The organism is Pseudomonas putida, from assembly GCA_041071465.1.
GTDB lineage: Bacteria > Pseudomonadota > Gammaproteobacteria > Pseudomonadales > Pseudomonadaceae > Aquipseudomonas > Aquipseudomonas putida_P.
Genome location: CP163498.1, coordinates 1,266,048 through 1,278,848, shown reverse-complemented (window position 1 = coordinate 1,278,848; position 12,801 = coordinate 1,266,048). Strand labels below are relative to the sequence as shown.

Annotated in this window: 6 protein-coding genes and 2 pseudogenes; 5 read left to right on the top strand and 3 right to left on the bottom strand. The window is 55.7% G+C overall.

What is annotated here, in order from left to right; translation table 11 throughout:
* Positions 1-113: 113 nt before the first annotated feature.
* From AB5975_05935 to AB5975_05925, 3 genes and pseudogenes are all read right to left on the bottom strand, one after another.
* Positions 114-383, bottom strand: a pseudogene (locus AB5975_05935) (pyridine nucleotide-disulfide oxidoreductase).
* Positions 384-757: 374 nt separating this feature from the next.
* Positions 758-1,432 (bottom strand): heavy metal response regulator transcription factor, encoded by a 675-nt coding sequence (locus AB5975_05930; protein ID XDR21418.1) that lies wholly within the window; start codon positions 1,430-1,432, stop codon positions 758-760.
* 489 nt (positions 1,433-1,921) lie between these two features.
* Complete coding sequence (locus tag AB5975_05925; protein ID XDR21417.1) at positions 1,922-3,265, bottom strand: OprD family porin; 1,344 nt, start codon at positions 3,263-3,265, stop codon at positions 1,922-1,924.
* A 404-nt stretch (positions 3,266-3,669) separates the two neighbouring features.
* Between AB5975_05925 and AB5975_05920 the strand changes: the two are divergent.
* From AB5975_05920 to AB5975_05900, 5 genes and pseudogenes are all read left to right on the top strand, one after another.
* A pseudogene (locus AB5975_05920) lies at positions 3,670-4,940 on the top strand (TolC family protein).
* Positions 4,941-5,008: 68 nt separating this feature from the next.
* Entirely contained in the window at positions 5,009-6,259 is a 1,251-nt protein-coding gene (locus tag AB5975_05915; GenBank protein ID XDR21416.1) for an efflux RND transporter periplasmic adaptor subunit, read from the top strand.
* A gap of 24 nt (positions 6,260-6,283) precedes the next feature.
* A complete protein-coding gene (locus AB5975_05910) occupies positions 6,284-9,445 on the top strand; it encodes a CusA/CzcA family heavy metal efflux RND transporter (protein ID XDR21415.1) in 3,162 nt (1,053 codons plus the stop codon).
* A 162-nt stretch (positions 9,446-9,607) separates the two neighbouring features.
* Entirely contained in the window at positions 9,608-9,931 is a 324-nt protein-coding gene (locus AB5975_05905; GenBank protein XDR21414.1) for a DUF2790 domain-containing protein, read from the top strand.
* A gap of 202 nt (positions 9,932-10,133) precedes the next feature.
* Complete coding sequence (locus tag AB5975_05900) at positions 10,134-12,131, top strand: heavy metal translocating P-type ATPase (GenBank protein ID XDR21413.1); 1,998 nt, start codon at positions 10,134-10,136, stop codon at positions 12,129-12,131.
* The last annotated feature ends 670 nt before the right edge of the window (positions 12,132-12,801 follow it).

The following is a 12,801-nucleotide window of genomic DNA, read 5'->3' as shown; positions in this document are numbered from 1 at the left end:
CTGATCGCCTTAGGCAACTCCCGAGCAATGCTCGGGAGTTGGGCCGTACATGACCGCCTATCCAAACAAGGCGCCTCCGGATTTCCGGATATTCACATTGGAAATAGGGGAACTCAGGTCTCCACCTTCACCAAAAACTGCTCAATCTCAGCAGCGGTGCTACGGGCTGTACGGGTCACTCCAATCAAGGTCGCCGAGGCAGAACCTGTCCACTCGCCATAACCCACCAGCCAAAGGCCAGGCTCATTCACCGCACGTGTACCTGTAACTTCGACGCGACCGCCTTCAGTGACTACACCAAGACGCACCAAGTGCCCCAGCGCCGGCTTGAATCCGGTACACCAGATCACCGCATCGACTGGGGTCGATGATCCGTCCGCCCAATGCCCGCCTCTTCAACAAGAATATTGACGTGGCAGTACAGATCTTCTGGGCCTCGTAGATAATTGAAAATCCTTGATCTAACGACGCCGCATACCCCTCCTTTGACCGCCGTAGAGGGGAGATTGATAACATCACCGACGCACGGAATAAGTGCTAAGCCATGGTCGCTGTTGAAGATAATTTCAGTTGGACAGGCATCAATCCTGGCATGCGATTGACCTTGCGAAACCTGCTGATAATAAATGCTATACCTCATGTACAGCCTACCTCATTTGTTGGGTGAGGAATCAGCGCCGCGGATCGTAGACAGAAAGCTCAAGCTCGCAAGCGACGGGAGTATATAACTGATTTTCGGTACGAGAGATCTTGGCAATTATCGCTTTTCGAGCACATACCCTACGCCCCGAAGCGTATGTATCAGCTTGGTCTCGAAAGGGTCATCTATCTTGGCTCTGAGTCTTCGAATCGACACCTCTACAACGTTTGTGTCGCAGTCGAAATTCATATCCCAAACCTGCGAGATAATTTGCGTACGGCTCAGCACCACACCGGTATTACGCATCAGGTAATGCAGTAACGCGAATTCTTTCGTGGTCAGGTCTATGCGCTGACCGTCCCTGAATGCCCTGTGTCGGCTCTGATCAAGCTCTAGGTCAGCGACGCGAATGACTTCTACGGATGCGGGGTGATCTGACCTGCGCATCAAGGCGCGAACCCGGGCCAGAAGCTCAGGGAACTCAAATGGCTTGATCAGGTAGTCGTCTGCGCCGTTCTCCAGCCCCCGGACCTTATCCGCCAGCCGGCTTCTCGCCGTCAGCATCATGATGCGGGAAGGGCAATTTTTACGCCGCAACAACTCAAGAACCTGCCAACCGTCCATCTCTGGAAGGTTTATATCGAGAATAATCAGCTCGTATTCGTGCTGCTTGGCCAAGAATAATCCATCTGACCCGGTGTGGACGCAATCTACGACATAGCCACATTCCGTCAGACCTTGACGCACATACTCCGCAGTTTTTACTTCATCCTCAATTACCAGAATTCGCATGGGATTTTGTCTCGATATCACTGAGCAATTAACCGCGCACGCGCGCCGGCATTATTGAAAGGGATGGTAAATCAAAATGAGCGCGTCGGGGCTCAAATGACGGATTTGTAATTTCTAGGTAATACAGTTGATAGTCTAGCGGTATATCTTGTCGCGGTTTGGGTTTGACAGTTGCGGGCCCTCTCTCCAGCAGGTGATTTGACCTTATGAAGTATTGGGTTATTTTCTTCTTTGTGCTGGCTTCGTTCCGCTCAGATGACGGCGAGGTCGCTCACATCGAGGAGACTGGTCATTGGTGTAGTCATGAACTTCACCGACATGCGATGCGTACAATCGAACGCTTACTTGAATTCTAGGCAAAAAAAAGGCGCCCAATGGGCGCCAAATATTCACCTTTTACCAAAGGAGCACTTAAGCCTCTCAAGGTGAATTCGTAATGCTCGTTGTGCTAATAGGACCAGCTAATGAATAACTGGTCCGGCTAGCGAATTACAGAATCGAAAGCGGGTACTCGATGATTACACGAGTTTCATCCAGATCAGATTCGAATGCAGTGGCACGCGTTGTTGCCTGGCGCAACCGGAAGGACAGATCTTTTGCCGGACCGGTTTGGACAACGTATTTGACTTCGACGTCACGTTCCCAACGCTTCTGATTGTCGAGCGGGTTGCCGTTGTCGTCAGTGCGCATGTAGAACTGGTTAGCGTTCGAGTAATCCGCGCCCGAGCCTCTGGCGTAGCGGGTCATGAACGTCAGGCCTGGAATGCCGTAGCTGGTGAAGTTCAGGTCATAGCGCAGCATCCAGGAACGCTCTTTCGGCGAGTTGAAGTCGCTGTACTGGATGGAGTTGTCGACGAAAATCGAGTCCGACTGACGTAGGTAGTCGAAATCGTCGTCTCCGTTGTTGCGCTGGTGCGACAGGGCCAGGGTGTGGGCACCGTAACGCACGCCGACCTTGGCACTCCAGATGTTGTTGTCAAATTCACCCAGGCGCTTCTTACCTTCATCTACGGCTTTGTAGTAGTTGAAGCCACCGATCAGCGCCAGATCGTCGCTCAGCGGGTAAACCACGCTGGTGCCGGCGTAGTACTGATTCCAGACGTCTTTCAGCTGGCTGGCATAGACGCTCACAGTCCAGTTGTCGTTGACCGAGTAGTCACCACCACCGTAACCGATCCATGGCGAGTTGACCGGGCCGCCGTAGAAGGTCACGAAGTTGTCGTTCAGGTCACTGGAGACTGGCTGGCTCATGGCGTGCAGTCGACCACCCTGAAGGGTGAGGCCCTGGATGCTGGTGTTCTCAACGGTCACACCGCGGAAGCTTTCAGGCAGCAGGCGAGAGTCGCCGGATGCAACCACCGGTGTCGATGGGAACACATCACCCACTTTCACGATGGTATCGAACAAGCGGACCTTGGCTGCGCCGCCTACCTTGGTGTATTCGTCGCGAGCTTCGCCCTTGTTATCAACAGGTAGCACGTCGAAGGAGCTACGGCCGCCGTTGCGACCATCACCGGTGTCGAGCTTAAGGCCGATCATGGCGAAGGCATCAACGCCGAAGCCAACGGTACCCTGGGTAAACCCAGAGTTGAATTTGCTGATGATCGCGTGCGCCCAGGCTTCGGAGTAGCCGTTGGTATTGCCCTTGCCACTGTTGTAAGTGGGGGCGGTGCTGTCGCGGTTATCACGGTTGAAGTAGAAGTTACGGTTCAGCACTGTAAGGCTGCTGCCTTCAATGAAGCCTTCGGGCTTGTCTTCAGCTTGTGCCGAAATAGCATAGCTTCCAGACAGCGCAGAAACTGCCGCCAGGTACAGTGGTACTTTGATTTTCATCCGATGCTCCTTTGATTCACGGCAGTTTTTATTATGTTTACCTGCGCGGGTGTCGTTAATTGTTCTGACCCGGCGGTGCGCCTAGCGTAGCGCGAGCTCATATTTGCAGGCCGAAGATAACGGGAGGGTGATAGGATAATTACAATTTCGTCATCTGCCAGCTATTTGGCGCTTCTACACCGCGTGTTTGCCATCTCCGTTGCTTGTAACGAAATCATAGTGCCGGGTTGGTTTTCCCAGTATTTACGGGCATTACAGAGATTTCTTACGAAATTGTAATTTTCTAGCCACCCCTCTGATAGCTACCGCTCATTAGAGTGCCATCACCTAATCAAGTGGGGCTTGGCAGCTGTTTCGGCGTTCTCGCCAAGCTTTATCGAAGTTTGTGCACGAGGACCATCAAAGTGCCCCGGTATAACCGCAATGTCTTATCTAAGACCTCCGTCACTCCTTGGAAGATCGCCGCCCTTTGCGCGGTCATGGCCGGGTTGATGGCCCCAGAAGCACTTGCTCAAAGCATCAGCTTGCCCAGGCGCTTTCGACGGCCATGGATGCCAACCCTGACCTGGCCGCGGCCAGGCAAGAGATTGGAATCGCTGATGGTGCTCGCAAGCAGGCCGGGCTTATCCCCAACCCCACTATTTCGTACGACGTAGAAGACACCCGTCGTAACACCAGCACGACGACCGTGTCGCTTAGCCAGACCCTGGAGCTGGGGGGTAAGCGAGGAGCTCGTGTCGACGTCGCCACTTACGGGCAGACCGCCGCACAGCTGGAGTTGGACCGTCGCGTGAACGGTCTGCGTGCAGACGTCGTACAGGCCTTCTACGCCGCGTTGCGGGCCCAGACAGGCCTTGACCTGGCCAAACAATCTCTCGAACTGACTGAGCGCGGCCTCCGCATCGTCGATGGCCGTGTTCGCGCAGGTAAATCGTCCCCAGTAGAGGCCACCCGCGCCCAGGTGCAACTGGCCGAAGCCAAGCTTCAAGTTCGACGTGCCGAAACGGAAAAGACGACCGCTTACCAGCAGCTCGCGCAAATTACCGGGAGCTCGGTCACGGTCTTTGATCGACTCGAATCGCCAACCCTCTCCCCGGGGTTGCCACCGCAGACTGAAGAGCTGCTGGCAAAGCTCGATCAGACCGCAGAAATGCGCCAGGCCGTGGTGCAGATCGACAAGAGCGATGCCTCGCTCGGTTCAGAGAAAGCTCAGCGTATCCCGAATCTTACTGTCAGCGTAGGCAGCCAGTACGACCGCTCTGTGCGCGAGCGGGTCAACACTGTGGGCCTGTCTATGCCTCTGCCGCTGTTTGATCGTAACCAAGGCAACATTCTTTCCGCTTCTCGACGTGCCGATCAGGCCCGAGACCAGCGCAATGCTGTGGAGCTGCGCCTGCGCACCGAAACCCAAACCGCGTTGAACCAGTGGTCCACCGCAATGCAGGAGGTCGAGTCCTACGACAAGACCATTCTGCCGTCAGCCCAACAAGCCGTAGAGACCGCAACCCGCGGCTTCGAGATGGGCAAATTCGGCTTCATCGAAGTGCTGGATGCCCAGCGCACCTTGATCGTCGCTCGTGGCCAATACCTCGAATCGTTGGCAGCGGCGACCAATGCGCGTGCGCAGGTGGAAAGGGTTTATGGCGAAGTCGGCTCAACTGCCGGCGCTCGCTGAACGGGCCAAACATTTTCTTCGGCACCCAGCCTTGAACAAGCCGGTGCCAACGATCAGCAGGAGTAGCAATGGATAATAAACGCAAGATCGCCCTCGCGGTAGCCGCTGTGGCAGCCCTCGGATTTGGCAGCCTTGCCTGGAACAACAGTTCCGAGCAGCAGGCCGCTAGTACCGCCGAGCACGGTGCTAACGACGGTCATGGCGACGAAAAGAAAGCCGCATCTGCCGCCATAGAGGAGGGTGATGAGGGTCATGGAGAAGAGGGCCACAGCGAAGAGGGTGGTGAAGAAGAGGGCAAGCTGACGCTCAGCGCTGAACAGATCAAGGCAGCCGGTGTTGCCCTGGAAGCTGCAGCGCCTCGTGATCTCGGTACTGTCGTGAGCTTCCCGGGCGAGATCCGCTTCGACGAAGACCGCACTGCCCACGTCGTTCCTCGTGTCCCTGGCGTTGTTGAAGCGGTGCAGGCGGACCTGGGTGAGACGGTCAAAAAGGGTCAGGTCCTCGCTGTAATCGCCAGCCAGCAGATCTCTGACCTGCGCAGTGAACAACAGGCCGCACAGCGTCGCGTCGAACTGGCGCGTGTGACCTTTGAGCGTGAGAAACAGCTGTGGCAGGACAAGATCTCTGCTGAGCAAGACTACCTCCAAGCACGCCAAGCGCTGCAAGAAGCGGAGATCTCCTTGGCCAACGCCAAGCAGAAGGTCGGCGCGATCGGTGCCTCGGTTAACTCCGTTGGCGGTAATCGTTACGAACTCCGAGCTCCCTTCGACGCCGTGGTAGTGGAGAAACACCTGACCGTTGGCGAAGTCGTTAGCGAGGCGACCAACGCCTTCATCCTTTCCGACCTGAACCAGGTCTGGGCAACCTTCGCCGTCCCACCTACAGATCTGGGCAAGGTCACGACTGGTCGTGCGGTGAAAGTCTCTTCGCCTGATATGAACGTCGAGGTCGAAGGGAAGGTGGGTTATGTCGGCAGCCTGCTGGGCGAGCAAAACCGTGCAGCTACTGTCCGCGTCACCTTGACCAACCCCAACGGTGCCTGGCGTCCAGGCCTGTTCGTGAACATTGCGGTCACTTCCCAGACTGATCGAGTTGCCGTAGCGGTCCCTGAGCACGCAGTGCAGACCGTTGAAGACAAACCCTCGGTATTCGTACGAACCCCAGAAGGTTTTGACACCCGCCCGGTAAAACTGGGTCGTCGCGACAATGGGTACGTGGAAATCATCGACGGTATTGAAGCCGGCGCCCAGGTAGCAACCAGTGGCAGCTTCACACTCAAGTCTGAGCTCGGCAAAGCTTCTGCCGAACACGGTCACTGATGCGAACTGACAGGATGATTTCTCATGTTTGAACGTATCATCAGATTCGCCATCGAGCAGCGCATCGTAGTAATGATCGCTGTTCTGATCATGGCGGGTATCGGTATCTACAGCTATCAAAAGCTGCCCATCGATGCGGTACCCGATATCACCAACGTTCAGGTGCAGATTAACACTGCAGCGCCTGGTTATTCGCCTTTGGAAACCGAACAACGGATCACGTTTCCTGTTGAAACGGCCATGGCCGGTCTCCCGGGCCTTCAGCAGACCCGTTCCCTGTCTCGCTCTGGCCTGTCTCAGGTCACCGTGATCTTCAAGGATGGCACTGACATCTTCTTTGCCCGCCAGTTAATCAACGAGCGGCTGCAGGTTGCGAAGGAACAGCTGCCAGACGGTGTAGAAGCCGTCATGGGTCCGGTATCTACCGGCCTCGGCGAGATCTTCCTGTGGACCGTTGAAGCCGAAGATGGCGCGGTCAAAGAGGACGGTACACCGTACACCCCGACCGACCTGCGCGTGATCCAGGACTGGATCATCAAGCCTCAGCTGCGCAATGTGCCGGGTGTAGCGGAGATCAACACCATCGGCGGCTACGCCAAGCAGTTCCTGGTTGCGCCGGATCCAAAGCGCCTGGCTACCTACAAGCTGACCCTCAATGACCTGGTCGCAGCGTTGGAAAGTAACAACGCCAACGTCGGCGCCGGCTACATCGAGCGTAATGGTGAGCAGTTGCTCATCCGTGCGCCAGGTCAGGTAAGCAGCATCGAAGACATCGCCAACATCGTGATCACCAGCGTGGATGGTGCACCGATTCGCATCAGCAGCGTTGCTGACGTCAGCATCGGCAAAGAGCTCCGAACAGGTGCTGCTACTGAGAACGGCCGCGAAGTCGTGCTCGGTACTGTGTTCATGCTGATTGGTGAAAACAGCCGTACCGTATCTCAAGCTGTCGCCGCCAAACTGGCGGACATCAACCGCACCCTGCCAAAGGGCGTGGTGGCCGTGACCGTTTACGACCGCACCAATCTGGTTGAAAAAGCCATCGCTACGGTGAAGAAGAACCTGGTGGAAGGTGCGATTCTGGTAATTGCCATTCTGTTCCTGTTCCTCGGCAACATCCGTGCTGCACTGATCACCGCGATGGTGATCCCGCTGTCCATGCTGTTCACCTTCACAGGCATGTTCAACAACAAGGTCAGTGCCAACCTAATGAGTTTGGGGGCACTCGACTTCGGCATCATCGTCGACGGTGCTGTGGTGATCGTAGAAAACGCGATCCGACGACTGGCTCATGCGCAGCATAAGCATGGCCGCATGCTCACCAAAACCGAACGCTTCCATGAGGTCTTTGCTGCGGCGCGAGAAGCTCGCCGGCCGCTGATCTTCGGTCAGCTAATCATTATGGTGGTGTACCTGCCGATCTTCGCCCTCACCGGCGTCGAAGGTAAAATGTTCCACCCGATGGCCTTTACCGTCGTGATGGCGCTGCTGGGAGCAATGATCCTGTCCGTTACCTTTGTTCCTGCAGCTATTGCCATGTTCGTCACTGGCAAGGTAAAGGAAGAGGAAGGCGTGGTCATGCGCACAGCTCGACAGCGCTATGAGCCAGTTCTGCAATGGGTGCTGGGACATCGGAACATCGCTTTCTCGGCCGCAGTAGCCTTGGTCGTGCTCAGCGGTGTACTGGCAAGTCGGATGGGTAGCGAGTTCATCCCAAGCCTCAGTGAGGGCGATTTCGCGATGCAGGCGATGCGTGTGCCTGGAACGAGCCTCACTCAGTCCGTAGAGATGCAACAGCGCTTGGAGAAAGCGGTGATGGCGCAGGTTCCCGAGGTAGAGCGGATGTTCGCTCGGTCGGGTACTGCAGAAATCGCTTCTGACCCAATGCCGCCTAACGCTTCCGACGCCTACATCATGCTCAAGCCGCAGGACCAGTGGCCGGACCCCAAGAAGTCACGTGATGAGCTAATCGCTGAAGTGCAGAAAGCCGCTGAAGGTATTCCAGGGAGTAACTATGAGTTGTCCCAACCAATCCAGCTGCGTTTCAACGAACTGATTTCGGGTGTGCGTAGTGACGTCGCTGTGAAGGTCTTCGGCGATGATATGGACGTGCTCAACAATACTGCCAACAAGATCGCAGCAGTGCTCAGAGCGGTCCCGGGCTCGTCGGAAGTGAAAGTTGAACAGACATCCGGTCTGCCGGTCCTAACCATCAATATTGACCGTGAAAAAGCTGCGCGCTACGGCCTAAATATCGCGGATGTTCAGAACTCGATCGCTATCGCGGTGGGTGGCCGTCAGGCCGGTACGCTGTATGAAGGCGATCGGCGCTTCGACATGGTGGTACGCCTGCCTGAGACCGTTCGCACCGACGTGGCGGGTATGTCTAGCCTGCTGATCCCGGTACCTGCCAATGCGGCCCAGGGCGCCAATCAGATCGGCTTCATCCCGCTGTCGCAGGTTGCGAATCTAGACCTGCAACTGGGACCGAACCAGATCAGCCGCGAGAACGGCAAACGTCTAGTGATCGTTAGTGCAAACGTTCGAGGCCGCGACCTGGGATCCTTCGTTGAGGAAGCAGCAGCCTCGCTGGATACTAAGGTGCAAATTCCCGCCGGCTACTGGACCACTTGGGGTGGCCAGTTCGAGCAGCTGCAGTCGGCAGCCAAGCGTCTGCAGATCGTTGTTCCAGTCGCCTTGCTGTTGGTCATGACCTTGTTGTTCCTGATGTTCAACAACCTGAAGGACGGCATGCTGGTCTTCACTGGTATTCCATTCGCACTCACTGGTGGTGTTGTGGCGCTGTGGCTGCGGGACATCCCTCTGTCGATCTCGGCAGGTGTCGGCTTCATCGCACTGTCCGGCGTTGCAGTACTGAACGGCCTGGTGATGATTGCCTTCATCCGCGGGCTAAGAGAGGAGGGGCGGACGCTCAGGCAGGCAGTCGATGAAGGCGCATTGACCCGTTTGCGACCTGTTCTGATGACAGCTTTGGTAGCGTCCCTGGGCTTCATCCCGATGGCTTTGGCCACCGGTACCGGTGCAGAAGTTCAGCGGCCATTGGCGACAGTGGTGATTGGTGGGATCCTGTCCTCCACCGCACTGACCTTGCTCGTACTGCCTGCCCTGTATCACTGGGCACACCGTAAGGATGAAGACGGCGAGGAGGCCGAAGTGGTTAGCTAACAGCCTCCGCTAGAGAGAAGCCCACAACACGTGTTGTGGGCTTTTTTGTTTAAAGTGAAGTAGATGCACTTACCTTTCAAAATTGTAAGTTTCTCGTCATGCCGGTGATGCCTATGCATTGCTAAGGTTATGCCCGAGAAGATTTGAAATTGAGAGGGTTTTATGAAAAAGATAATTATCGCTGCTGCACTTGTTGTTTTCTCGATGGCTTCGCAGGCCAACACTTTCTCCGAGAGCAAGCAGCTGCAATACACCAAGGAACACCAGACCGCAGTGGCTACGTACGCAGAGAAGAATGGCAAGCCAATGCCAGAGATTCAGGATTACAAATATGGTATGAAGATAGACGTTGCTAAGTTCGTGCGTCAGTCGCAGGACCCCCGTACTTGCCAAGTCTACCCACGGTTGATGACCTTCGAGGACTCCCAGGGCACGCTCAAGACCGTTCGTTACTCGATGTATTCGCAATGTATCAACAACAAGTAGTAAGCAAGTTGAACAGAACAACTAGAGCATTCATAAATGCCAGGCAGCGCCTGGCATTTTTTATTACGCCCGATACCACCATAGGTTCGGAATGTTAACGCCTGGGCCCGGGCAAACCGTGCATTAGATGTTAGCTAATTAATAGCGACGGCTCCCAACTGCAGAGGGCAATTGGAAGCCTTGACCCCAGAAGGGACGAGTTATGAAGAGTTTGATTGAACGCCCTGATGATCAAGCCGGGCATGAAGGTCATAGCCATGAGCATGGCGGCATTTTTGGCATGAACACCGAGCTGATTTTCGCGCTGATCTGTGGTGCTCTCCTGGGGGCCGGAGCCCTCGCAGGAAAACTCGACCTAATTGATCGACTACAGCTGGTTTTGTACGTGTCGGCCTACGTTTTCGGTGGATGGTTCACCACCAAGGAAGCGATCAGCAATATCCGCCAGAAACGCTTTGACATCGATTCGCTAATGCTTCTCGCCGCAGCCGGTGCCGCGAGCATTGGCGCCTGGGCGGAGGGGGCTCTGCTGCTGTTCCTGTTCAGTTTGGGGCATTCCCTTGAAAGCTACGCGATGGGGCGGGCGAAGAAAGCGATTGAGGCTCTGTCCAAGCTCGCACCGGCCACCGCTATCGTACGCAGAACAAACGGAACGCAGGAAATGCCGGTGGAGCTTCTCGTTCCCGGTGACGTTGTCATCGTGCGTCCCAATGACCGCCTGCCTGCCGATGGCTTTGTGGTTGTAGGCTCCTCAAGCATTAACCAGGCGCCGGTGACCGGTGAGAGCGTCCCCGTTGACAAGCAGCCTGTAGTTGATGCTGAACTCGCACGGAGCAAGCCAGATGCAGTGGACGCAGCCTCCAAAGTCTTCGCCGGTACCATCAATGGCGAAACGCTCATCGAAGTTGAGGTAACACGTCGCTCCACTGAAAGTACTCTGGCGCGGGTCATCAAGATGGTCAGTGAAGCGGAGGTCAGGAAGTCACCGACCCAGCGATTCACGGACCGCTTTCAACGCGTATTCGTCCCGTTAGTTTTGCTGCTAGTGGTAGGGTTGATCTTTGCCGGCATTTTCCTTGACGAGCCGTTCCGTGACTCGTTCTACCGGGCGATGGCCGTACTGGTTGCAGCCAGCCCCTGCGCGCTTGCGATCGCAACACCAAGCGCCATTCTATCGGGCATCGCCAGGGCAGCTCGTGGTGGGGTACTGATCAAGGGCGGTGCGCCGCTTGAAGAGCTTGGCTCCTTGAATGCCATGGCATTCGACAAGACCGGTACCCTGACCGAAGGGCGCCCACGTATCACCGATGTAATACCCGTAGGCGGTACGCAGATTGAGGATTTACTAAACGTCGCCATCGCAGTGGAGTCGATGAGCGACCACCCGCTGGCTGCGGCAATTGTGCGTGACGGTGAAGAGATGATTGGCACATGGCGCCGATTCCAAGCCAAGAACATGACCAACATGATTGGTCGCGGCGTGCGTGCTGAGCTTGATGGGCAGTTCGTCTGGATTGGCAAGGTCGAGATGTTCGGTACTGATGGTGTTCCCGCACTGAGCAAAGCAGCCTTGGAGGCTGCAGAGCGTCTGCGTCAGTCGGGCCGCACTACCATGGTGGTACGTCGCGCCGACAAGGATCTGGGCGCTATCGGGTTACTGGATACCCCCCGAGAGGGAGCCAAAGAGGCACTCCAAAAACTCAGAGAGATGGGCATCGGCCGTATGGTCATGATTTCTGGTGACCACAACCGCGTTGCGGAAGCTGTAGCCAGACAAGTTGGCTTGGATGAGGCTTGGGGAGACCTGATGCCGGAGGACAAGGTCAAAGCCATCAAGAATCTCCGCCTTAGCTCCAGTGTAGCTATGGTGGGTGACGGCGTGAATGATGCCCCTGCCATGGCCAACTCAAGCGTGGGCATCGCAATGGGAGCTGCGGGATCCGATGTGGCTCTGGAAACGGCTGATATCGCGCTTATGGCTGACGACATCAGGCAACTCCCCTTTGCGGTGGGGCTGAGCCGTCACACGCGATCGATCATTCGCCAGAACCTGTTCGTCAGCTTGGGGATTGTGGCCATCCTCGTTCCGTCAACCATCATGGGTTTGAGCATTGGCGCTGCTGTTGCGATCCATGAGGGCTCAACACTGTTGGTAGTATTCAACGCCTTACGTCTGTTGGCCTACCCTAAAGGCACCTAATTTTCATTATAAAAATGTCCCTGTCGACATAGAGAACGGCGCTTTTTATCGCTGCTGGTGCCCAGCTTGGTGAACAGTCCCTGAGCTGGCGCATCCCTGTCCGATGACATCGCGCCGCCAGGCTATCCGGGCATGCTGATTTTTACGATCCGTCCGGGTATCTAAACCAGCGGTCTTGGTTAAAACCAAGGGGGTAGGCCCGGAACGATGGCGCTTGTCACTGATATGTTTGCCGCAGAGATTCAGGAAAATGACGTTGCCTAGCTTGCCATCGCGGTCAGACAGCATGGGCGAGAGTGGTACCAGCTGCCGATGGAAGATGATCAACCACTTCCAAAGCCGTAACAGCCATCTCGTTGCGGAGATCAAGTTGATTTTACTTAGACCGGAAGACTTGGAGCGGGGGCTTGGCTAAATCTTCTCCATATTCCGGCGAGTCCTCTTCTGGCATCGGATTTGCTGATCCTCAGTGCGCCTGCTTTTACGTTGCTTCGCAGAGTGCGAAAATTGAAGGTTTCTATGACCGGTGAACAGCTTTCTTAGCCAGAACGTGAAGATTGCAGTAATGCTGCGATGGAGATATCCCCCAATACTGGGTAAGCCCATTCTTTTCCCCATGTATAGGGGAGGTGAATTAGCAACTTTCTCGGCCGGCACCTGCTAAGGACCT